Genomic DNA, 21,088 nt, shown 5'->3' on the forward strand with positions numbered 1-21,088 from the left:
AGACCTCCGAACTAGCCCTTGACGGCTCCGGCCATGAGGCCGGACTTCAGCCGCCGTTGGATGATTGCGAAGAAGATCAGGCTGGGGATCGTCGCCATGAGCGATGCGGCGGCGAGGGGGCCGAGCCTGGCCACTCCCTCCGGCCCGGTGAAGCGGGCCAGGGTGAGCGGCAGGGTCATCACGTCGGGGTCGCGCAGGACCACGAGCGCGAAGAGGAACTCGTTCCACGAGGAGATGAACGAGAACAGCAGGGTGGCGACCACGCCGGGGGCCAGCAGCGGGGCGACCACGCTCACGATGGAGCGCACCCGTCCCGCCCCGTCGACCGACGCGGCCTCCTCCAGTTCGCGGGGTACGGCACGCACGTAGCCCTGCAGCATCCACAGCGCGAACGGCAGGGTGAAGGTGACGTGCACCAGGACCAGGCCGGTCAGCGTGTTGGTCAGCTCCAGGTTCCGCAGCACCATGAAGAGCGGAATGATGATCAGGATGAACGGGAAGACCTGGCTGACCAGCACCCATCCGGTCGCCACGCGGCTGGCCAGGCCCCGGTGTCTGGCCATCACGTAGGCGGCGGGCAGCGCCAGCGCCACGGTCAGCAGGGCGCTGAACAGGGCCACGACCAGGCTTCGGAGGCCGGCGCCGATGAGGTCCTGCTCGCCGAAGGCGTCGATGAAGTTGGCGAAGGTGGGCTCGGCCGGGATCCACGACGGGTCGGTGGAGGCCATCTCGCGTGGCGTCTTGAGGCTGGTCGACAGCAGCCACACCAGCGGGAAGCCGAGGAAGACCACGTAGACGACGAGTGCGAGGTACTGCAGCGGCCGCTTCACGAGTTGGCCTCCCTCATCTGCCGCCACAGGTAGACCCCGAGGATGGCGAGCACCACGATCATGATCACCACTCCGAAGGCGGCCGCGGAGCCGAACCGGCCGTAGCGGAAGGCCTCCTGGTAGGCGAAGACCATCGGCAGGGTCGTCCGTCCGCCCGGTCCACCCTGCGTGAGCACCCAGATCAGGCTGAACTGGTTGAAATTCCAGACGAAGTCGAGCGAGGTGATGGCCACGATGACGGGCTTGAGCTGCGGCAGCGTGATGTTGCGGAACCGCTGCCAGCTGCCCGCGCCGTCGATCTTCCCGGCCTCGTAGAGCTCGGCCGGCACGTTCTGCAGGCCCGCGAGCAGCACCACGGTGGTCTGCGGCATGCCGCTCCACACGCCCATGAGGATGATCGCCGGGAGCACGAAGGTGAAGTCGGCCAGCCAGTCGATGTCGGTGCCGAGGATGCCGTTCAGGATGCCGGCGTCGGCGTGGTAGACCATGCGCCACATCAGGCCGATGACGACCGGCGGCATCGCCCACGGCACCACGGCCAGCACCCTGGCGAAGCCGCGGAAGCGCAGGTTCTCGTTGAGCAGCAGGGCCAGGCCCAGGCCGAACAGGAACGTCAGCACGGTCACCGAGACGGCCCAGATCAGGCCGGTGACCATGGCCTGCCAGAAGGCGCTGTCGCCCATGAGGCGGGTGAAGTTGTCGAGGCCGTTGAAGCCGTACTCCACGTTGCGCCCGGCCCTGGCGTCGGTGAAGGCCAGCGCGATGCCGTACAGCAGCGGTCCGACGCTGAACAGCACGACGGGCACGAGCGCGGGCAGCATCAGCACGAGCAGTTCGCGCCGCTGCCGCGAGGCCGGCGAGGGTCCGCGCGAGGCGGTGCGGACCGGCCGCGTGGCCGTTGCCGTCATGAGGTCTCCAAGGTGGACTCGCGCACGATCAGCCGGGGAGGCACGGTCACCACGGTGGGTGCGCGTCCGCCGTCCTCGAGCCGGGCGAGCAGCAGTTGGGCGGCGGCGCGGCCGCGTTCGGCCGAGCCGAGCGAGACGCTGGTCAGGGTGGGCCAGGAGGCCGCGGCCAGGTCGGTGTCGTCCATGCCGACGACCGCCACGTCCTGCGGCACCCGCTTGCCGTACTGGCGCAGCACGTCGAGCGCGCCGAGCGCGATGAGGTCGTTGGCGCACATCAGCGCGTCGACGTCGCCGTCGCGCTCCAGCAGCCGCCGCGCGGCCAGCGCGCCCGCCTCCCGGTAGAAGTCGCCCACCTCGACCAGCGCCGGGTCGTACGGCAGGCCGCACTCCTCCAGCGCCTCGCGGAAGGCGGCGTCGCGGGCGGCGCCCGGCACGGTGTCGAGCGGGCCGTTGAGGAAGCCGATGCGCCGCCTGCCGAGCTCGTGCAGGTGGCCGACGGCCAGCCGCACGCCCTCGCGCGAGTCGGCGCGCACGTTGTCGACGGCGGTGCCGTCGGGCACCAGGCCGATGATGACGACGGGGGCGCGGGCGGTCTCGATCATCTTGAGGTGGTCGTCGGTGACGCGGATGGGGCTCATGATGAGCCCGTCGACGTAGCGTTCGCCGAGGCTGCGCAGCACGTCGATCTCGTCGGCGACGACCGCGTCGGTGGAGTGGAGCACCAGCCGGTAGCCCGCCGCCTTGAGAACCGGCTGGATCTGGCGCACCATGGCCAGGTAGACCGGGTTGCCGATGTCGGCCATGGCGAAGGCGATCTGGTGGGTGCGGCGTGACTTCAGGGAGCGGGCGACGGCATTGCGCACGTATCCGAGCTCGTCCGCGGCCCGCATCACCTTGCGCTCGGTCTCGGGCCGGGTGGGCAGGCCGTTGAGTACTCTCGAGACCGACGCGATCGAGACCCCGGCGTGCTCGGCGATCGTGGTGATCGTGGGACCGTCGGGCACCGGGAGCCCCTTTCAGACGTACTGTAAACGTTTACTGTGCTGGCCCCATGAAACCCGTCGGTAACCTGGGGGTCAAGTCACAGCTACATAACGCGACGATTCACACCTTGGCGGGCACCTTCGTCGCCGAGGGCAGGCGGCGCAGCGCCGGCACCCCCGCCAGCGCGATGATGGCGGCGAAGACGGCCGGGATGATGAGCGAGATCCGCAGCGAGGTCGCCTCCGCCACGAAGCCGAGCACGGCCGGGCCCATCAGCAGGCCGGTGTAGCCGAAGGCGGTCAGCAGCGCCAGGGCCTTGCCCACCGATCCGCCCGAGGCGCCGACGGCGCTGAACAGCACCGGGATCACCGTCGCCAGGCCCACACCCGTCAGGCCCCAGCCGATCCACGCCAGCGCCACCCCGCCGAAGACCGGCGACAGCAGCACGAGCGCGTAGCCGGCGGTGGCGATGGCGCCCGCCAGGCCGACGGTGGTGACGTTGCCCAGCCGGGCGCGCACCGGGTCGCCGACGAAGCGCACGACCGTCATGGCGGTCGAGAAGATCGTGAAGGCGATCGGCGCGATGGCCGGGTCCACGCCCAGGATGTTCGAGCTGTGCAGGCCGGTCCAGTCCATGGCGGCGCCCTCCGACAGGTGCGCGGCGAAGGCGGCCACGCCGAGGATCAGCACCAGGCCCCACGGGATCCTGCGGCCGTTGCCCTCCCCCTCCTGCTCGGCGACGGGCTCGGGGGGCGGCAGCAGGGTGCCCGACAACGTCAGGTCGAGCACCGGGATCACCAGGGCGGCTCCGACCAGCAACATCTGGGCGTCGGCGCCCAGGCCCAGCGCGATCGAGGTGATCGCGCCGCCCACCGCGCCGCCCAGGCTCCAGGTGCCGTGGAAGGCCGAGATGATCGGCCGGCCGTACTGGTGCTCGACCTCGACCGAGTGGGTGTTGATGGCCACCTCGACCACGCCGATGCCCAGGCCCAGCACGACGGCGGAGACCATCAGCGTGGTGTAGTCGGGAGCCAGCGCCGGGCCGAGCAGCGCCAGCGCGCACAGGGGCGCGGCGACCTGGCTCATGCGCCGGCTCGACAACCGGTCGACGAGCTGGCCGGCGATCAGCATCGAGCCCAGCGCGCCGAACGACACCAGCAACAAAACCACGCCCAGGCGGCCCTCGCCGAGCTGGAGCCGCTGGTTGAGAGAGGGCAGGCCCGCCGCCCAGAAACCGACCATCAAACCGAGGAGGAAGAAGTACCCGAACACGCCCAGACGGGCCCGCTTTATGTTCACGCCTAGAGCATAATGGAAGGGTGATGCCGACCGTAAGTGGTGATTTGCGAGCTTTGAATAGGGTTCGCCTCCTTCGCGCCGTCCACGAGGGCGGGGCGACCAGGACCCGCGCGCAGCTGACCCGCGACCTGGAGCTGGCCAGAGGCACCGCGTCGGTGCTGGTCGGCGAGCTGGCCGCCGCACGGCTGTTGACCGAGTCGCCCGCCGCCGAGCACGGGCGCGGGCGGCCCACGATGGTGCCGGGCGCGCACCCCGCCGGCCCCCAGGCGCTCGCCGTGGACCTGCGCGAGGACGAGTGGGAGATCGCCGTCTGCGAGCTGGGCGGCGCGGCGCGCACGGTGGAGACGCGCGCCCACGACCGCACCCCGGACGGCGCCCTGCGCCCGCTCGGCCAGGTCCTGCGCGCCCTCGTCACCGACCGCACCGTCGGCATCGGCCTGGCCATCGCGGGCCCCGTACGGCAGGGCGAGAGGGTCGACATCTCCCACCTCGGCTGGCGCGAGGTCGACGTGGCCGGCCTGCTCGGCCTGGGCGCCACCCCCCTGACCGTCGGCAACGACGCCCGCCTGGCGGGCCTGGCAGAGGCGCGCCGGGGCGCCCTGCGCGGCACCAAGGTCGGACTGCACCTGCACGTCGCCTTCGACCCCGGCGGCAGCCTCCTGATCGACGGCTGGCCGGTGACGGGCGCGACGGGCCGGGCGGGCGAGTACGGTCACATGCCGCTCGTCCCGGGCGACGAGCCGTGCCTGTGCGGCGCCACCGGGTGCTGGAGCCTCCAGGTGGGCGCCAACGCCCTGCTCAGGCACCTGGGCCTGCCGTACGGCCAGGGCCACGGCCGGGCGGAGGCCGAGCGGGTCCTGGCCAGGGCGGACGCCCCGGCCCGCCACGCGGTCGAGCGCGTGGCCGCGGCCCTGGGGTCCGGCATCGGCGCGCTGGTCAACGCGCACGATCCCGACCTGGTGACGGTCTCCGGCTTCGGCGGCCTGCTGGCGGCCGGGTCCTTCGATCCGGCCTACCGCCGCGCCCTGATGGCCATGCATCGCGAGGCGCCCGCGCAGGTGACGGCGTCGGAGCTGGGCTGGCGCGGGCCGCTGATCGGCGCGATGGAGTCGGTTTTCGATGGATTCCTCACGCCTGGGCGCGTCGAGGCGTGGCGACACGCCCGGATGCAGAGTGTGATGTAGACCACGTACCCCCTGGTCGGTCTAGCTGCCCCGATGCCGGAAAACCGCAGGTCAGAGCCCATCCTTGCGGTCCAGCGGGCGGAGCGGTACGGATAGAGGCGATCAATGCGTTTTTGGGGGTTATGTGGACCTGGAACTGGCGCTCCGCATGTGCGAGGCCGCCGTCAAGCAGGCCGGCCGGGAGGGCGCCAAGATCTCCGTCGCCGTGGTCGACACGGGCGGCCATCTGGTCGCCTTCCAGCGGATGGACGGCGCCGCGATCGCCGGCCCCGTCCTCGCGCCAGGCAAGGCGTACACGTCGGTGGCAAACCGCGTCCCAACTGCGGTTTTGGCAGAATTGACCAAGCCGGGCGGCGAGCTCGCGGGCCTGCCCGGCGACCGGTTCGTCTGCCTGGGCGGAGGCCTGCCCCTGTGGTCCGACCAGGGGGAGAACGGCCGCGTCGCGGGCGGTGTGGGAGTCAGCGGAGGCACCGTCGCGCAGGACGTCGCGTGCGCCGAAGCGGCAGCTCTGGTATGGCGAACCCGCTGAGATGCGCTTTCGGCAACGCAAGCCGCTGGTATCCGCCATGATTAGCCGTTGCAATACGGGTAACAGAGTCCCGGAACGAAACTCCCCGAGGAGAGATACACGATGGCACTTCCCACGCTGACCCCTGAGCAGCGCAAGGCGGCTCTGGAGAAGGCCGCTCAGGCGCGTGCCGAGCGCACCGCTCTGCTGGCCAAGGTCAAGTCGGGCGAGCTGACCTTCGCCCAGCTCCTTGAGCGCGACGACGACATCGCCAAGAAGATCAAGGTCTCCCAGGCGCTGCGTGCGGTCAAGGGCATCGGTCCCGCCAAGGCCACCGCCCTCATGGAGGAGGCGGGCGTCGACGAGAAGCGTCGCCTGGGTGGTCTGGGCGCTCAGCAGCGCAAGAAGCTTGTCGACGCGCTCGGCTAAGCAAGCAGTTTTCCGGGGGTTCTAGGGCCGCTGGCGGTTGTGGGGGAGCACCCGGCTCCCCCACCCTCCCCCCGGCGCGCTAGGACCGCAGGTAGGCGAGCACCGCCAGCACGCGGCGATGCTGGTCGGAGTCCTCGGCATGCAGGCCGAGCTTGGCGAAGATGCTGCGGATGTGCTTCTCCACGGCGCCGTCGCTGATCACCAGCTGGCGCCCGATGGCCGGGTTCGACTTGCCCTCGGCCATCAGCCCGAGCACCTCCCGCTCGCGCGGGGTGAGCTGGGCGAGCGGATCGTTCTTGCGCCGTCGCACCATCAGCTGCGACACCACCTGCGGATCGAAGACCGTGCCGCCGGAGGCCACACGCCGCAACCCCTCGAGGAACTCCTCCACGTCGATGACGCGGTCCTTGAGCAGGTAGCCGACCGCCCCGTGGGCATCGGCCAGGAGGTCATCGGCATACGACACCTCCACGTACTGCGACAGGATGAGAACCGGCGCTCCCGGCACCTTCTGGCGGACCTCCACCGCGGCCCGCAGTCCCTCGTCGGTGAACGAGGGCGGCATGCGCACATCGACGACCGACACATCGGGTTTGTGCTCCTGGACGGCCTGCACCAGCGACGGTCCATCCCCGACGGTGGCCACCACCTCGTTGCCGAACTCCTCCAGGAGCCTGACGAGTCCTTCCCTGATCAGGACTGCGTCATCGGCCACCACCACCCGCACAGGGCACCTCCGCCACGATCATCGTCGGCCCGCCGTCGGGTGACTGGACCGCCAGTTCCCCGTCGACTGCGCGGAGACGATCGGCCAGGCCCGCCAGGCCATGTCCCTTGGCGACGTGCGCGCCGCCGACCCCATCATCGCCGATCGTGAGCAACAACGAGTCTCCGGTACGGCTGAGCGTGATCGCGCAGAGGGTGGCGCGGCTGTGTTTGGCGATGTTGGTGAGGCATTCGGCGACGACGAAATAGACCGCGTTCTCGACGGAGGCCTGGAAGCGGCCCTCGATCTGGACGTCGAGGTCGACGGGGACGGTGCAGCGGCCGGCCAGCGCGGCGAGGGCGGGCGCGAGCCCGCGGTCGGCCAGGATCGGCGGGGCGATGCCGCGCGAGAGGGCGCGCAGCTCGTCGAGGGTCTCGCGGGTTGCGGTGATGGCGCTGGAGATGGTCGCGCGGGCCGCGTCGGGGTCCTTGGCCATCTGGCGCTGGGCCCGCGACAGCTCCATCGCCAGCGAGACCAGGCGCTGCTGGGGTCCGTCGTGGATGTCGCGCTCCAGCTTGCGCAGCGCGGCCGCCTCGGCGGAGACCGCGGCGGCGCGGCCCTCGGCCAGGTCCTCGATCCGCTCCTGCAACTCGGCGACGCGGGTGAGCAGGAGCTGGCCGTATCCGGCGCGCAGCAGCACGCCGCCGCGGATCAGGAAGGGCATCAGCAGCAGGCCGAGCACGCCGATGACGCCGTAGACGGCCACGCTCACCCAGTAGCCCTCGCCCAGGCCCATGAGCTCGGCCAGGTCGGTGTTGCCGGGGATGCGGGAGGTGATGATGCCGTAGAGCGGGTAGGTCAGCCCGGTCAGCGGGATCGCCCAGGCCACCACCGTCAGCACGAAGCCGATGATCGCGATCGGCAGCAGCAGGATGCCGTGGAGCAGGTCGAGCCACGACTGGCCGCTGGTCATGGGGTTGACCAACCGCCGGAAGGCGCCCGCTCCGGCGGGGGCCACCTTGTAGCGGGGCCGCACGGGGGGTTTGGCCAGCACGTCGGCCATCCAGCTGCGCTCGGCGTCGGCCAGGCCGCGGGCGAGCATGAGGGTGCCGGCCAGGATCGGCACTCCGATCCACACGACCGCGGTGCCCAGGCCCGCGGCGAAACCGGTGATCAGCAGTGCGAAGCCGAGCACGGCGGCGGGGAAACCGACAACGAGGTATCGCGAGTCGAGCAGGACTCGCCGCATCCGGGAACGCATGGCCTCAACGCTACGGCTCCCCATCAACCGGAGCGACCCGGCAGGCAGGCGAGGTCGTGGTAGTGCTGGCCCCACCACGGGGGTGAGGGGATCTTGACCTCAAGACGGCAGTCTGCGTGACTGTGCCCGACGTGCCGAAACGCCAGATTTGTGGGCATGACGGTTCTCCTCGATCGCCCCGTACGGCAGGCGTCGGCCCGCCGCGATCCCTTCATCGACATGTTGCGGATCTTCGGCATGGCGCTGGTGGTGCTGCAGCACTGGAGCATCCCGGTGCTCGCCTACGACGGCGCCCGGCTGGCCACCGGCAACGCCCTGGCCACGCCCGGCATCTGGGTGATCACCTGGATCAGCCAGGTCATGCCGCTGGTCTTCTTCGCCGGCGGCGCGGCCAACGCCATCAGCTTCCGGCGGGCCGCGGGCGGCGCGCCGATGTGGCTGGGGGTGCGGCTGCGGCGCCTGGCCTGGCCGCTGCTGCCGCTGGCCGCGGTCTGGCTGCCGCTCCCCCACCTGCTGGCGACGCTGGGCGTGCCCGAGCAGCCGCTGGAGACCGGGGCCAAGCTGACCGGGCAGCTGCTGTGGTTCCTGGCCGTCTACCTGATCGCCGTCATCGCGACGCCGCTGCTCATGCGCCTGCACGAACGCCACGGCGCCCGGGTGCCGCTCGTGCTCGGCCTCGGCGCGGTCGCCGCCGACCTGCTGCGCTTCGGCACCGGCGTCGACGCGCTGGGCTACCTGAACATCGTCTTCGTCTGGCTCGCCGTACACCAGCTCGGCTTCCTCTACCGCGACGGCATGCTGCGCCGTCCCGGCGTGCTGGCCCTGGCCGGGTACGGCACCGCAGCGCTGCTGGTGGCCTTCGGCCCCTACCCGGGCAGCATGATCGGCCTGCCGGGCGCCGAGATGTCGAACATGGCGCCGCCCACGCTGGCGATGCTGGCGGTCTCGGTCGGCCAGATCGGCCTGTTCACGCTGCTGCGCCCGTGGATCCTGCGCCTGCCGCTCGACCGGCTCGTCATGTGGGCGGGGCCGCGCATCATGACCGTCTACCTGTGGCACATGCCCGCCCTGTTCGCCGTCACTGGGGTCGTGGTGGTCCTGGCGGGCGTCGAGACTCCGCAGCCGTTCAGCGGCGGCTGGTTCGCCGGGTGGCCGCTGTGGCTGGCCATGCTGTCGCTGGTGATGGCCGGGCTCCTGCGGGCCTTCGCGCGCTTCGAGGAGCCGCCCGCCCTGCCGTACCGTGCTCTGGGCTGGGGCGCCGCGCTGGCGGCGTCGGTGCTGGTCGGCGGCGCGCTGCTGACACTGACGGTCACCGGCTTCGCGCCGGGGCTCGCACCGCTCCTCGCGGTGGCGGCTCTGGGCGGGGGCCTGCTGATCACGCTGCCGCGGGTGCGGAACAATCAGCCGGTATGAGCGTGATTCGCCCCCTGCGTGACGAGGATCTGACGGCCGTGCGTGACATCTACGCCCACTACGTGGCGGAGACGGTGGCCACCTTCGACGAGGTGGCCCCCGATCTGGACGCCTGGACGGCCAAGGCCGGCGCCGTCACGGCCGCGGGCATGCCCTTCCTGGTGGCCGAGGCGGACGGGCGGGTGCTGGGTTTCGCCTACGCGGGCCAGTACCGGCCCAAGCCCGCCTACCGCCACACCGTCGAGGACACGATCTACCTGGCGCCCGGGGCCACCGGGCACGGGCTGGGCGGGCGGCTGCTGGCCGCGCTGATCGAGGGGTGCGCGGCGACGCCCGCCCGCCAGATGGTCGCCATGATCGCCGACACGGGGCTCGCCGCCTCGGCGAAGCTGCACCTGCGCCACGGCTTCACCGAGGCCGGACGGCTGACCCGGGTGGGATTCAAGCTCGGGCGCTGGGTCGACGTGGTGATCTACCAGCGGGAGCTAGCTTCCTGACGGGCTGGGGGATGACCCCGTGGGTGACGGGCTCGGCAGGTCCGTGCGCAGGTACGGCTGCAGCAGCCGGCTCCACGAATCGGCCATCTTCGCGTATTCGTGCTCGCAGCGCTGCGCCCTGGCCACCGGCAGGTCCCCCTCCGACACCAGCGGCAGGAAGGCGTTGTGGTTGGAGCCGTACAGGTAGCACATGACGTTGTAGTAGCGCTGCCCGCTGAGAGAGTGCTCGTCGGCGAAGACGTCCTTGCCCAGCGCGCCGTCCTCGGCCTGCGCCATGCGGCCCCAGGCGTCCATCATGCTGATGATGCCGCTGTAGTCCTTGCTCTCCTCGGCCGATCCGATGAGCACGAGCGCCGACAGCTGGTCGACCGCGTCCTCCTCCTTGCCGGTGGTGGGCAGGTCGTACAGGTCGATCAGGCCGTGGCCCAGCTCGTGGAAGAAGATGCCGTTGAGCGCGCCCACGACCCGCTCGTCCACCTCTTGCGCGTCCGGGGCCTGCTGGCCCTCCTCCGGCTGGGCGAACAGCTGCTTGAGATAGCCGGCCATCTCGTAGCACATGGTGATCGACTTCTCGTCGGGGTTGTAGAAGGCGTTGACCGTGTCGCACTGCATGGCGGTGATCGGCACGTTGACGGGCGGGACGAAGCTGGTGTTGGCCGAATCCGTCCACTGCTGGATCAGGTCGTGGTCCTTCATCAGCTTCTCGGCGGCCAGCAGGTCGCGGTTGCCTGGCGCCTCGTAGCCGGCGGTGAAGCGGAAGGTGGAGGCGGGGCTGGGCACGCCGGCGCCGCCCGCCTGGCCGGAAGCCGACGGCGTGGCGGAGGCGCCCGTGGCCGTCCGCTGCGGCGGATTGCCGCAGGCGGCCAGGGTCAGGGCCAGCACGCCGAGCACGATCAGTCTCATAGCGGTATGTAATCAGACGATTCCATCGTGTCACTGTGCGGGGGCCGGTGAGATCCACTCACGACCGTGTCCTGACTGGGCCCGGTTGACTCGGTGAGATTATGGACGGGTGGACAACCTCCTCATTGACCGCTTGCCGGACGACATCGACGCCAGCCCCGACGACATCTTCTCGGCCTTCGCCGAGTGGAACTCCGAACGGGGCCTGACGCTCTACCCGGCGCAGGAGGAGGCGCTCATCGAGGTCGTCTCGGGAAGCAACGTGATCCTGGCCACCCCGACCGGCTCCGGCAAGTCGCTGGTGGCGGCGGGCGCCCACTTCGCGGCCCTGACCAAGGACCAGCGCAGCTTCTACACCGCGCCGATCAAGGCGCTGGTCTCGGAGAAGTTCTTCGACCTGTGCGCGATCTTCGGCACCGAGAACGTCGGCATGATGACCGGCGACGCGTCGGTCAACGCCGGAGCGCCCATCATCTGCTGCACCGCCGAGATCCTGGCCAACCTGGCGCTGCGCGACGGCGAGCGCGCCGACGTGCACCAGGTCGTCATGGACGAGTTCCACTTCTACGCCGAGCCCGACCGCGGCTGGGCCTGGCAGGTGCCGCTGCTGGAGCTGCCGCAGGCGCAGTTCGTCCTGATGTCGGCCACCCTCGGCGACGTCACGATGTTCGAGGAGGACCTGGCCCGGCGCACCGGCCGCCCCACGGCGGTGGTCAAGCACGCCGAGCGACCCGTCCCGCTGATCTACTCCTACCGCATGACGCCCCTGCACGAGACGCTGGAGGAGATGCTCTCCACCGGCCAGGCCCCGGTCTACGTGGTGCACTTCACCCAGGCCGCGGCGATGGAGCGGGCGCAGTCACTGATGTCGATCAACATGTGCTCGAAGGCCGAGAAAGAGGCCATCGCCACGATGATCGGCAAGTTCCGCTTCACCACCCGCTTCGGCCAGGCCCTGTCACGGCTCGTACGGCACGGCATCGGCGTGCACCACGCGGGCATGCTCCCGAAGTACCGCCGCTTGGTCGAGCGCCTGGCCCAGGCCGGCCTGCTGAAGGTCATCTGCGGCACCGACACCCTCGGCGTGGGCGTCAACGTGCCGATCCGCACCGTGCTGTTCACCGCGCTGTCGAAGTACGACGGCAACAAGGTGCGCCGCCTGCGCGCCCGCGAGTTCCACCAGATCGCCGGCCGGGCCGGGCGCGCCGGCTTCGACACCATCGGCTACGTCTCCTGCCAGGCGCCCGAGCACGACATCGAGAACGCCAAGGCCCTGGCCAAAATCGGCGACGACCCCAAGAGGCGGCGCGGCTACGCCCGCAAGAAGCCGCCGGAGGGCTTCGTCGGCTGGAGCGAGGAGACCTTCGCCAAGCTCCAGGACGCCGAGCCCGAGCCCCTGGGGTCGCGCTTCAAGGTCAGCAACGCCATGCTGCTGGCCGTCATCAACCGGCCGGGCGACTGTTTCCAGGCGATGAAGAAGCTGCTGACCGACAACCACGAAGACCGCAAGTGGCAGCGGCGGCACATCAGCCAGGCCATCGCGATCTACCGCTCGCTGCTGGCCGGCGGCATCGTCGAGCAGCTGGCCGAGCCCGACGACCAGGGCCGCCGCGCCCGGCTGACCATCGACCTGCAGGAGGACTTCGCCCTCAACCAGGCGCTGTCCACCTTCGCCCTGGCCGCGATGGACCTGCTCGACCGCGAGTCGCCCACCTACGCGCTCGACATGGTCTCCATCGTGGAGTCGATTCTGGAGGACCCGCGGCAGATCCTGTCGGCCCAGCTGAAGAAGGCGCGCGGCGAGGCCGTGGCGCAGATGAAGGCCGACGGCATCGAATACGACGAGCGCATGGAGCTGCTGGCCGAGGTCATGTACCCCATGCCGCTCGAAACCCTGCTGCTGGGCGCCTACGAGACCTACCGGCGCGGCCACCCGTGGGTCGCCGACTACACCGTCAGCCCCAAGTCGGTCATCCGCGACATGTACGAGCGGGCGATGACCTTCACCGAGTACATCTCCTTCTACGAGCTGCCGCGCTCGGAGGGCACGGTCCTGCGCTACCTGGCCGACGCCTACCGCACGCTGTCGCGCACCATCCCCGAGCACCTCAAGACCGACGACCTGGTCGACCTCATCGAATGGCTCGGCGAGCTGGTGCGGCAGGTCGACTCCTCGCTCATCGACGAGTGGGAGAAGCTGGCCAACCCCGCCGAGGCGCTGGAGCGCGAGCAGGAGCTCGAGACCAGGGTGCGCCCGGTCACCGGCAACCCGCGCGCCTTCCGCGTCCTGGTGCGCAACGCCATGTTCCGCCTGGTCGAGCTGGCCGCCATGGACCGGCAGGAGGAGCTGGAGGAGCTCTACCCCGACCGCGACTGGGGCGCCATGCTCGACGCCTACTACGACGAGCACGACGAGATCATCATGGACGGCGACGCGCGCGGGCCCAACCTGCTGCGCATCACCGAGGAGACGGGCCTGTGGAAGGTGCGCCAGGTCGTGCTCGACCCCGAGACCAACGGCGACTGGGGCTTCGACGCGGAGATCGACCTGGCCGCCTCCGACGAGGAGGGCCGCGCGGTCGTGCACGTCCGGGGGCTCAACCGCCTCTGACGACGAAGGCGTGTACCGGAACGGACTGGCAAGGACGTCCCGGCACACGCCTGTCTCTTCAGTGTTGTCCGGCTATGGTCGGAGTCTCGTCATGAGAATGTCGCAAGATCGGGACAATTGCCGGTCAGCAGGCCGCGATCTCGCAGATCTTGCCGAGCATGCGAGTAGCGTCCTTGGCCTGTCGCGCGTAGTCACCACTGGCGGGCTTGCCCCACTCCCCGCCCTGCGTGTAGATCACGATCGCGTCGGCCCGGCGCGCCACGATCGCCCGCTCGCCGCCGATGCGCGCCTTGCTGCCCTGGTAGTACTGCCCGCGCACCGCCAGCGCCTCGTCGCCCAGCGAGCGCGCCGAGGCCGCGAAGCGGTAGGAGCCCGCGCCGTAGTCCTTGCGCACGGCGCACTTGCGCACCGCCGCACGAAGCTCGCCCATCGCGTCCTGCGCCGCCTCGACCGACGAGTAGAGGATCACCTGCTCGGTCTTGGAGAAGTCGGGCACCGCGGTGTACACGATGGTCTTGGCCGCCGTACGCCCCTTCTGCGCCAGACCGGCCTTGTTGCACGGGTTGACCGCGAACAGGGCGCTCTTGCGGGCGGTGACCTGCCAGGAGGTCTCCGGGTCGTCGTCCTTCTTGGCGGCCTGGCCCTCGTACAGCAGGAAACCGTTCGGGATGGTCAGACCAGCGGCGACGGAGAGAAAAAGGATCAGCTTCACCGGGCACATGATGCCAAAATGGGCAGGTGCACGACGAAGAAATCAGACGGACCATCGGGTTGCTCGCCCAGGACGACACCCTTCGCGCCTTCGCCGGCCTCGTGCTCGGCTCCTGCGACGCGCCCGACGAGGTGCTGCACCGCCTCGAGCGCGGTGGCCTGGCCGTACGGCAGGACGACGGGGGCTGGCAGGCGCGGCCGATGCGGTTCCGCGAGATCCTGCAGGCCACGGCGGCGCCCACGCCGAAGCTGAGCCCAGAGGAGAAGGTGCTGCGCACCTTCCTGGGCGACGGGCGGCTGCGCGAGATGCCGATGAAGCGCGACAAGCGGCGCATCGTGCTGCAGTACATCGTGCGGGTCTTCGAGCCCGGGGTGCGATATGCGGAGAAAGATGTCAACGTGGCGTTGCGGGCGTTTCACGATGACTACGCCGCCTTGCGGCGGTATCTGATCGACGAGGACCTGCTGTCGCGCGAGGACAACGTGTACTGGCGCAGCGGCGGCCCGGTCGACCTGTAACCTTCAGGCCTTCAGTCGCCCGGCCTGACCGGCGGCTGTGGCCGCAGGATGCGCCTGCGCCGCTCGGTCAGCCCCGCCAGCCACTCCTCGTCATAGACGTAGCCGTACCTGCTCGACCCCCACACCGGCCCATACCGGTAGATCACGACCCGCCGCTCCCCCGGATTGGTCCTCGTCGCGCCCCCATGCAGCAGCGCGTCGGTGAACAGCAGCGCATCCCCCTTGCCCAGATGCACCGGCTCGGCCCCTGGCAGGTCCTCGGGGTGACGGATGGCCGCCAACGGGTGCGGCAGGTTCGACTTGTGCGAGCCCGGCACCACGATGGTCGGCCCGTCACCCGGGCCGATGTCGGTGAGGGCGAGCAGGATGTTGACCATGCCGCAGCGGAACACCCCGTGGCTGTAGCCGTACGCCGTGCGCAGCGCCGAACGGTGCCCGCCGGAGTGCAGGCCGTGACGCCCGCCGCTGTGACGCACCGAGGCGATGGTCTCGTCGACGAAGACACCCTCGACGTAGCTGTCCTCCTCCCCCGCGTAGTGCCTGACCAGGTCGTACCAGCTCGGATGGTCGATCAGCTCCTCGAACGGCGCCCCCGCCGCGACGGCCTGGTGCAGCTCGTAACCGCTTTCGCCGGTGTAGTCGCGCCGCTGCGCCCCCCGATGCCAGCCGCCGCGCCCGAGCTCCCGGGGGAAGGCGTCGACCTCGGCGTTGAGCCTGGCCAGCAGCCCGGCGTCGATCGCGTCACGCAGGATCAGGAAGCCGCGCAGGTCGAACAGGAAGTCGTCGAGCTCCCCCACCGGCGATCACCCTCCAGAGACGTCGGACTCCTCGCTCACCACACCGTCGTCGGGGTCGTCGAGCCAGCCCTCGGGCAGCAGCACCTTCGACCGCTCGCCCGACTTGCCCCGCGGGGTGTCGGTGTTGGGCGGCCACGGCTGCCCCTGGTCGAGATTGTTCGTGATGCGGCGGAACTCGTCCACCGACTCCACGCTCGTCAGCTCCCGCCGCAGCTCCGCGCCGACGGTGAAGCCCTTCAGGTACCAGCCGACGTGCTTGCGGAAGTCGACCACCGCCGACCGCTCGCTGCCCAGCGTGCCCACCAGCGCCTCCAGGTGGCGGCCCATCACCTCGGCCACCTCGCCCAGCGCCGGCCTGGCCCGCTCCGGGCTGCCGTTGAAGGCGTTCTGCAGATCGCGGAACAACCACGGGCGGCCCAGGCAGCCCCGCCCGACCACGACGCCGTCGCACCCGGTCTGCGCCACCATCCGCATCGCGTCGTCGGCGCACCAGATGTCGCCGTTGCCCAGCACCGGGATCTGCGTCACCGCCTCCTTCAGGCGGGCGATGTGGCTCCAGTCGGCCGTGCCGCCGTAGTGCTGCCTGGCCGTACGAGCGTGCAGCGCGACCGCGGCCACGCCCTCCTCCTGCGCGATCCGGCCCGCGTCGAGGTAGGTCAGGTGGTCGTCGTCGATGCCCGTGCGCATCTTGATCGTCACCGGCAGCGCGCCCGCGTTCGCGACAGCGCTCCTCAGGATGCGGCGCAGCAGGTTGCGCTTGTACGGCAGAGCGGACCCGCCGCCGCGCCGGGTGACCTTGGGGACGGGGCAGCCGAAGTTCAGGTCGATGTGGTCGGCGAGGTCCTCGTCGACGATCATCTTCACGGCGCGGCCGACCGTGTCGGGGTCGACGCCGTAGAGCTGGATGCTCCGGGGTGACTCGCCGGGGGCGAACCTGATCATGCGCATGGTTTTGACGTTGCGCTCCACCAGGGCACGGGTGGTGATCATCTCGCAGACGTACAGGCCGGCGGCATCCACCGGCCCAGCCACACCACCGGCCTGGAGCGTCGCGTCTTGGACCGGCACCGTCATCCCTTGGACTGACGCCGCCCCTTGGACCGGCGCCGTCACGCCTTCGACCGGCGCCGCCGCCTTCAGGACTGGCGCCGCCGCCCCTTGGACATCACGACAGATCACCCGGAACGCCGCATTCGTAATGCCCGCCATCGGCGCCAGCACCACCGGCGGCCACACCCCAATCGGCCCAATCTTCACTCCCACAGTTGTAGCGCAGCCCGGCCCCAGAGCGTTATTCGCAGCTACGCTGGAACCGATGCTTCTCCGTCTGCGGCTCGCCCTCCCCGACCGGCCAGGATCGCTCGGGCAGGTCACCCACGTCCTGGGCCAGTCTGGCGCCGACATCACCCAGCTCACCGTCCTCGACCGCGGCGCCGGACGCGCCGTCGACGACCTCACCGTCTTCTGCCCAGACGGCCTGTCACGCGAGGCCCTCACCAAAAGCCTCCACACCATCCCCGGCGTCCACGTCGAAGGCATCTGGATCACCCGCGAGGCCCCCGGCACCTATCCGGAGCTGGAAATCCTCAAATACATCACCACCGCCGGCGAACGCGGCCTCAGCACCCTCGTCGACTCCCTCCCGGTGCTCTTCAGCGCCGACTGGGCCGCCGTCACCACCCCCGAGCGCCCGGTGTACGCCAGCTGGCGAGCTCCCACCGAGGTCCCCATCCCCGCCGAAGCCCCACCCCGCCCCGTGGCCTCCACCCTGGACCCGGCCCTGCACGTCATCACCGCGCCACTGCCACCCCTGGCCCTCACCCTGCTCCTCGCCCGAGCCGACGGACCATGCTTCCACCGGACCGAGGTGCACCGCCTGACCCGCATCCTCGAGATCTTCCTCAGCCTGCCGGGCACCGAACGCGCCATCTCCCGCCGGACGTCCAGCGGGGACACAAGCACGCCTGGAGTCGGGTAAAGTACTTCCTGCAGCGACACGCGGAAGTGGCTCAGGGGTAGAGCATCACCTTGCCAAGGTGAGGGTCGCGGGTTCGAATCCCGTCTTCCGCTCGGAGTCTCCTCGGAGATTTTGGACGATTAGCTCAGCGGGAGAGCGCTTCCCTGACACGGAAGAGGTCACTGGTTCAATCCCAGTATCGTCCACCATCAATTCTTCCCGCCTTCCCCTTTCAAGGGCATGGGCTTCCTAGGGTGGGCGCTTCGCGCCTGGTAAGTCAGGCTGCCCTCATTGGGGGCCGAGCCCCCAAACCCCCAGCCGGGGCTGCCGCCCCGGGCCCCGCATGGTTGCGCTGTTCTTGATGGTTGAGCTGGTGCGAGCAAGTCGCCAGAGGTTCCACCCCTGCGGGGATCCCATGCTGTGCGCGGAACCGAGTCGCCGCAACCGCGCAACACGGAGGCACGGTGCTCCGCAAGACTCAATGGACGTCACCACCGGGCGCTCTCACAATGCCCCCGATCGACTGCATTGAGCATGCTCGGAATGCTCCTGGCGAACCGCAACGGCCAGGTAGCCATGTAACTCAACGCGTCTGAACGCGCCAGGAATCACCGCTCCCCTCAAGAGGGATCCTCAACTGCCGCCCCCCTCACAACCGCGAGAGAATCAGTCCCGAAGCGCCGCGGCTGATTCCACCAGTCCGGCACGCTCCAGTGCATCGAGGATTGCGGCAAAGGTTTTCGGAGGCCGGACTCTACCGTTGGCAATCTGGTGGACGCAGGCGCGTACCGCGCCCTCGTCAAGATCGAGCTGATCGAGGACGAAGTCGTCGGGGCTTCTGACCTCGATTCCATAAGTCGCGAGTGCGTCAGCGGGAAAGTCTTTCAAGTTGGAGGTCACGATGATCTCCGCTCCGCACCTGATCGCGGCGGCCAAGACGTGACGGTCGTCTGCGTCGGGCAGTTTCAGGCCCTCGATCAGAGCCTCGTGGCCTTCTACCAGCGCGGCGGGGAGCGCGGCGTTCATGCGCTCCCGCAGGACGGTCAGCTTGCCGGCCGGGATGTCTGGCCGATTGGCGGCGAGATTACGGATCACCTCATCCAGGATCTCATTGGTCCAATGGGCCCGCACCAGGCCGGACAGGGCGATCCGGAGGAGGAGGTCTCTGACTTCGTTGCCGTACAGCACATTCGCGTCGTACACCGCAGCGAACGCCATCAGTACAGATCCAGTTCCTCGCTGAGAGCGATGAGGTCGTCGGCCGCCAGGCGGCTGTTGGCCTCGCTCTGCTGCTTGTAGGCCATGAGGTGTTCAAACCTGACCCGCCGGTGGCGCCCGACGAGCCGGTACGGAATCTTGCCCGCCTCCAGCAGACCGATGAGGTAAGGGCGGGATACGTTCAGCAGATCCGCAGCCTGGTTGGTGGTCAGCTCCGCGTGGTTGGGCATCGCCGTCACCCCGCGCCCTTCGGCGAGTTGGGTGAGCATGTAGGCGAGCATGGTGACCACATCACGAGGCAGGACGAGCGCCTCATCACCGGCCAGTTCCCCAGTCACACGGATGGGATCGGCGCCGGGATGGGCGGACAGATAGTCCTTGATCCGGCGCATGGCACGGGCCGCATCCTGGGCATCCACCTTGCCAGGGTCGAGAGACTTCGGGGTTCGCACCGTCATCACAACCTCCTATATGCATTATGTGTAGTAGATGAAATAAGTGCAACATGGATCTTGGCCCCCAAGTCCTATGGGAGCTTCGAGACAGAGCCGCCGGCAATCGAGGCTCTGCGATGACTCCCAGCTTTTACCCATCTCCCACCGCGGACTCCCGGCAGAACTACGCAGCGATTGCCCGGCCCGCGGGAGAGCGCCATCCGGTGCTGGGTGGCCAGCGCCCACCGCCAAGCGATCCGCTGAGGGAAACTACTCCGTTCAGGACTGTCAGCGTCCCAAAGGCCGCTGTGTCATCGCCGCCCGCCGGGGACGATGGTGAACGGCAGCGCTTGTTTTGTCGAGTCTGCCCCATCAACATCTCGTAGGCGCCGATCAACGCCCGCGAAGGCCAGGCCGCGATGATCCGAGCGATCAGCGACCGCGACGTTGGCGCCGTGACTCGCGAGGCTCCTCAGAATCAGAGGTAGCGCCCGCGTCAGGCAGCATGCTCAACCGCATTTGACGCCGCACCCCCCGCCATGATTCCTTGGCTGCAGGCCGGCGGGCGGCCAGCAGGGCGGAAAGAACCGTCAGCACCCGAGGTTTCTCTCGAATCCCCGAGTCCTGGAACGGTCATGCCCTACCTCACTCTTCTTCGCCGCCCGCATGTCACCCGCCTCCTCTCCAGTTCCCTCGTCGGCCGGCTGCCCACCGCCATGGCCGCGCTCGCGATTGCCCTGGTCCTGCGTGAGGCCGGGATGGATTATCGGCTCGTCGGACTGGCCACGGGCGCGTATGCCGTGGCGGGGGCTGTCGGTGGGCCGTTGCTGGGGCGGGTGGTCGATCGGGTGGGGCAGTCCAGGGTGCTGGTGGCGGCCGCTGTGGTGTCGGCGGTGGGGTTCGCGATGGTGGCGGTGGCGCCCGGGGATGCCTTCTGGGCGGTGGCTGGGGCGGTGCTGGCGGGGGGTGCGACGCCGCCGTTGGAGCCGTGTCTGCGGGCTTTGTGGCCGGAGCTGGTCGACGAGGGTGAGCTTGACGCCGCGTACGCGATGGATGCGGGGGCGCAGGAGATCGTGTTCGTGGCGGGGCCGCTGCTGGTGGGCGGGATGGCGGCGTTCGGGGCGGGGCGGCCGGCGCTGTGGGTGGCGGCCGTGCTGGGGCTGGTGGGGTCGCTGGCGATGGCGAGCGCGTCGCCTTCGCGCCGGTGGCGCGCCACCGTGCGGTCGGCGGACTGGCTGGGGCCTCTGCGTAGCCGGACGCTGCTGGTGTTTCTGGTGGCGCTGACAGGGTCGGGGTGGGCGCTCGGGGCGTTCAACGTGTTCGCCGTCGCCTACGCGGAGAAGCATCCGCTGCCCGGAGGGGCGGGGCTGTTGCTGGCGTTGTCGGCGCTGGGGGCGCTGATCGGTGCGGTGGGGTTCGGGGTGATCCGGTGGAAGGCGTCGGCCGGGGTGAAGGCCTGGGTGCTGGCGGTGGGGATGGCGGGGACGTACTGGCTCGTGGTGCTGGTGCCGGGGGCCGTGGGGATGTGCTTGATCGCGCTGGCGACCGGGGTGTTCTTCGCGCCGCTGTTGTCGGTGTCGTTCGGGTTGGTGGGGCAGCTGGCTCCGGCGGGGACGACGACCGAGGCGTTCGCCTGGCTGGTGACGTTGATCGGTACTGGTGTCGCGGGTGGGTCGGCGGTGGGTGGCGCGATTCTGGGCGGGACGACTGGTGGGGCCGAGGGCGACGTGGCGACGGGTGGCGCGGTTCTCGGTAGTGGGGTGCTCGGGTGGGAGGCGGCCGTGGGGGCGATCGGGGTGACGGTGTGCGCCTTCCTGCTGCTGGCCGCGCGGGGGATGATCGCCAGGGAGGCGAGGGTCACGGTTCGGTAACGAGCATTCCTGCAGGTCGCATAGTGTTGGGTGACACGTCACCAAGCA

The 21,088-nt window shown here is 69.8% G+C and carries 21 protein-coding genes and 2 tRNA genes; 11 read left to right on the plus strand and 12 right to left on the minus strand.

Translation table 11 applies throughout. The features are described 5' to 3' along the window. Positions 1-11 precede the first annotated feature (11 nt). From ACIBH1_RS20950 to ACIBH1_RS20965, 4 genes are all read right to left on the minus strand, one after another. The gene (locus tag ACIBH1_RS20950) at positions 12-830 is read right to left on the minus strand and encodes a carbohydrate ABC transporter permease (RefSeq protein WP_397315480.1); all 819 of its coding nucleotides are present in this window, start codon (positions 828-830) and stop codon (positions 12-14) included. Beyond that, on the minus strand, positions 827-1,738 hold the full coding sequence (locus ACIBH1_RS20955) for a carbohydrate ABC transporter permease (RefSeq protein ID WP_397315481.1): 912 nt from the start codon (positions 1,736-1,738) through the stop codon (positions 827-829). The genes ACIBH1_RS20950 and ACIBH1_RS20955 overlap by 4 nt, the downstream gene beginning before the upstream one ends. Next, a complete protein-coding gene (locus ACIBH1_RS20960) occupies positions 1,735-2,742 on the minus strand; it encodes a LacI family DNA-binding transcriptional regulator (RefSeq protein ID WP_397315482.1) in 1,008 nt (335 codons plus the stop codon). Before ACIBH1_RS20960 ends, ACIBH1_RS20955 begins: the two co-directional genes overlap by 4 nt. A 100-nt stretch (positions 2,743-2,842) precedes the next feature. Further along, positions 2,843-4,021, minus strand: a complete 1,179-nt coding sequence (locus ACIBH1_RS20965) for an MFS transporter (protein WP_397315483.1) — start codon at positions 4,019-4,021, stop codon at positions 2,843-2,845. Positions 4,022-4,074: 53 nt separating this feature from the next. Here ACIBH1_RS20965 and ACIBH1_RS20970 point away from each other — a divergent pair, with 53 nt between their 5' ends. From ACIBH1_RS20970 to mihF, 3 genes are all read left to right on the plus strand, one after another. Further along, positions 4,075-5,205: an ROK family protein gene (locus ACIBH1_RS20970; protein WP_397315484.1), complete on the plus strand. Its 1,131-nt coding sequence runs from the start codon at positions 4,075-4,077 to the stop codon at positions 5,203-5,205. A 124-nt stretch (positions 5,206-5,329) separates the two neighbouring features. Beyond that, entirely contained in the window at positions 5,330-5,734 is a 405-nt protein-coding gene (locus tag ACIBH1_RS20975; RefSeq protein ID WP_397315485.1) for a heme-binding protein, read from the plus strand. Between the two features lie 102 nt (positions 5,735-5,836). Further along, a complete protein-coding gene (gene mihF, locus ACIBH1_RS20980) occupies positions 5,837-6,142 on the plus strand; it encodes an integration host factor, actinobacterial type (protein WP_181613748.1) in 306 nt (101 codons plus the stop codon). 79 nt (positions 6,143-6,221) lie between these two features. Here the strand turns inward: mihF and ACIBH1_RS20985 are convergent, their stop codons facing one another. Both ACIBH1_RS20985 and ACIBH1_RS20990 read right to left on the minus strand, forming a co-directional pair. Then, positions 6,222-6,869 carry a response regulator gene (locus ACIBH1_RS20985; protein ID WP_397315486.1) on the minus strand — a complete coding sequence of 216 codons (648 nt, stop codon included), beginning with the start codon at positions 6,867-6,869 and terminating at the stop codon, positions 6,222-6,224. Further along, positions 6,847-8,109, minus strand: a complete 1,263-nt coding sequence (locus ACIBH1_RS20990; RefSeq protein ID WP_397315487.1) for a sensor histidine kinase — start codon at positions 8,107-8,109, stop codon at positions 6,847-6,849. Before ACIBH1_RS20990 ends, ACIBH1_RS20985 begins: the two co-directional genes overlap by 23 nt. Before the next feature lie 156 nt (positions 8,110-8,265). Here ACIBH1_RS20990 and ACIBH1_RS20995 point away from each other — a divergent pair, with 156 nt between their 5' ends. Further along, a complete protein-coding gene (locus ACIBH1_RS20995) occupies positions 8,266-9,522 on the plus strand; it encodes an acyltransferase (protein ID WP_397315488.1) in 1,257 nt (418 codons plus the stop codon). Further along, positions 9,519-10,019 (plus strand): GNAT family N-acetyltransferase, encoded by a 501-nt coding sequence (locus ACIBH1_RS21000; protein WP_397315489.1) that lies wholly within the window; start codon positions 9,519-9,521, stop codon positions 10,017-10,019. Before ACIBH1_RS20995 ends, ACIBH1_RS21000 begins: the two co-directional genes overlap by 4 nt. Here the strand turns inward: ACIBH1_RS21000 and ACIBH1_RS21005 are convergent. Further along, complete coding sequence (locus ACIBH1_RS21005) at positions 10,008-10,922, minus strand: DUF4344 domain-containing metallopeptidase (RefSeq protein ID WP_397315490.1); 915 nt, start codon at positions 10,920-10,922, stop codon at positions 10,008-10,010. The two genes, ACIBH1_RS21000 and ACIBH1_RS21005, sit on opposite strands and share 12 nt — an antisense overlap. A 109-nt stretch (positions 10,923-11,031) precedes the next feature. Here ACIBH1_RS21005 and ACIBH1_RS21010 point away from each other — a divergent pair, with 109 nt between their 5' ends. Further along, entirely contained in the window at positions 11,032-13,533 is a 2,502-nt protein-coding gene (locus ACIBH1_RS21010; protein ID WP_397315491.1) for a DEAD/DEAH box helicase, read from the plus strand. A 124-nt stretch (positions 13,534-13,657) separates the two neighbouring features. Here ACIBH1_RS21010 and ACIBH1_RS21015 read toward each other — a convergent pair whose 3' ends face one another. Then, positions 13,658-14,245, minus strand: coding sequence for a hypothetical protein (locus ACIBH1_RS21015; protein WP_397315492.1), 588 nt, complete (start codon positions 14,243-14,245; stop codon positions 13,658-13,660). Between the two features lie 26 nt (positions 14,246-14,271). Here ACIBH1_RS21015 and ACIBH1_RS21020 point away from each other — a divergent pair, with 26 nt between their 5' ends. Continuing rightward, positions 14,272-14,763, plus strand: coding sequence for a DUF2087 domain-containing protein (locus ACIBH1_RS21020; RefSeq protein WP_397315493.1), 492 nt, complete (start codon positions 14,272-14,274; stop codon positions 14,761-14,763). 11 nt (positions 14,764-14,774) lie between these two features. Here ACIBH1_RS21020 and ACIBH1_RS21025 read toward each other — a convergent pair whose 3' ends face one another. Both ACIBH1_RS21025 and dusB read right to left on the minus strand, forming a co-directional pair. Continuing rightward, positions 14,775-15,560 (minus strand): phytanoyl-CoA dioxygenase family protein, encoded by a 786-nt coding sequence (locus ACIBH1_RS21025; protein WP_397315494.1) that lies wholly within the window; start codon positions 15,558-15,560, stop codon positions 14,775-14,777. 6 nt (positions 15,561-15,566) lie between these two features. Continuing rightward, positions 15,567-16,964, minus strand: coding sequence for a tRNA dihydrouridine synthase DusB (dusB, locus tag ACIBH1_RS21030; RefSeq protein ID WP_397315495.1), 1,398 nt, complete (start codon positions 16,962-16,964; stop codon positions 15,567-15,569). On the opposite strand from dusB, the gene ACIBH1_RS21035 reads away from it, so the two are divergent. The 3 genes from ACIBH1_RS21035 to ACIBH1_RS21045 all read left to right on the plus strand — a co-directional run bounded on the left by ACIBH1_RS21035 (position 16,876) and on the right by ACIBH1_RS21045 (position 17,726). After that, on the plus strand, positions 16,876-17,538 hold the full coding sequence (locus tag ACIBH1_RS21035; RefSeq protein WP_397315496.1) for an ACT domain-containing protein: 663 nt from the start codon (positions 16,876-16,878) through the stop codon (positions 17,536-17,538). The two genes, dusB and ACIBH1_RS21035, sit on opposite strands and share 89 nt — an antisense overlap. A gap of 20 nt (positions 17,539-17,558) precedes the next feature. Then, positions 17,559-17,630, plus strand: a tRNA-Gly gene (locus ACIBH1_RS21040). 21 nt (positions 17,631-17,651) lie between these two features. Then, positions 17,652-17,726: transfer RNA gene (locus ACIBH1_RS21045), tRNA-Val, on the plus strand. Between the two features lie 457 nt (positions 17,727-18,183). Here the strand turns inward: ACIBH1_RS21045 and ACIBH1_RS21050 are convergent. After that, the gene (locus ACIBH1_RS21050) at positions 18,184-18,735 is read right to left on the minus strand and encodes a PIN domain-containing protein (protein WP_397315497.1); all 552 of its coding nucleotides are present in this window, start codon (positions 18,733-18,735) and stop codon (positions 18,184-18,186) included. Then, positions 18,735-19,193 carry an excisionase family DNA-binding protein gene (locus ACIBH1_RS21055; RefSeq protein ID WP_397315498.1) on the minus strand — a complete coding sequence of 153 codons (459 nt, stop codon included), beginning with the start codon at positions 19,191-19,193 and terminating at the stop codon, positions 18,735-18,737. The genes ACIBH1_RS21050 and ACIBH1_RS21055 overlap by 1 nt, the downstream gene beginning before the upstream one ends. Before the next feature lie 611 nt (positions 19,194-19,804). Here ACIBH1_RS21055 and ACIBH1_RS21060 point away from each other — a divergent pair. After that, positions 19,805-21,040 carry an MFS transporter gene (locus ACIBH1_RS21060; protein WP_397315499.1) on the plus strand — a complete coding sequence of 412 codons (1,236 nt, stop codon included), beginning with the start codon at positions 19,805-19,807 and terminating at the stop codon, positions 21,038-21,040. Positions 21,041-21,088 lie beyond the last annotated feature (48 nt).

Origin of the sequence: Nonomuraea sp. NPDC050663 (genome assembly GCF_044456985.1) — a bacterium.
Taxonomy (GTDB): Bacteria; Actinomycetota; Actinomycetes; order Streptosporangiales; family Streptosporangiaceae; genus Nonomuraea.